General features: G+C 62.5%; 1 protein-coding gene. It reads left to right on the forward strand.

Translation table 11 applies throughout. The features are described 5' to 3' along the window. Positions 1-177 precede the first annotated feature (177 nt). Positions 178-368 (forward strand): hypothetical protein (locus ACO48X_RS07995; RefSeq protein ID WP_485001556.1); only part of this gene is annotated, 191 nt, incomplete at its 3' end.

Here is a 368-nt window from a genome sequence, read left to right on the forward strand (position 1 = left end):
GTACTTGATCGTGGCCACCGACGTTCCCGATTCGCGGGCAAGCTCCGAGATCCGCACAGCCGTCTCCTTCCTTGATTTGCACGATTGGATAGCAATGCTATCCTGTTGAACTAGATAGTTCTACTATCCAATTTGACCGCTCGAAACGAAAACCTTCGGAAATCAAGGAAGTACAATATGCACGTCAGCAGCAAGCAGCCGGCTACGCGGCCGTCGCAATCCGCATCGGACCGTCCCTCGTCGGCGCCGGCCACGTCGGACCTGCCGCCGTCGGCACAGTCCGCGTCAGGCGAATCGCCCGAGCGCCGCCGGGCGAGGGGCAAGGCGCCGACGGCCGCGGCCATAGCCGCAGCCGCGGTCCCCACTCT

The sequence above is a fragment of the Peptidiphaga sp. genome (genome assembly GCF_057238965.1).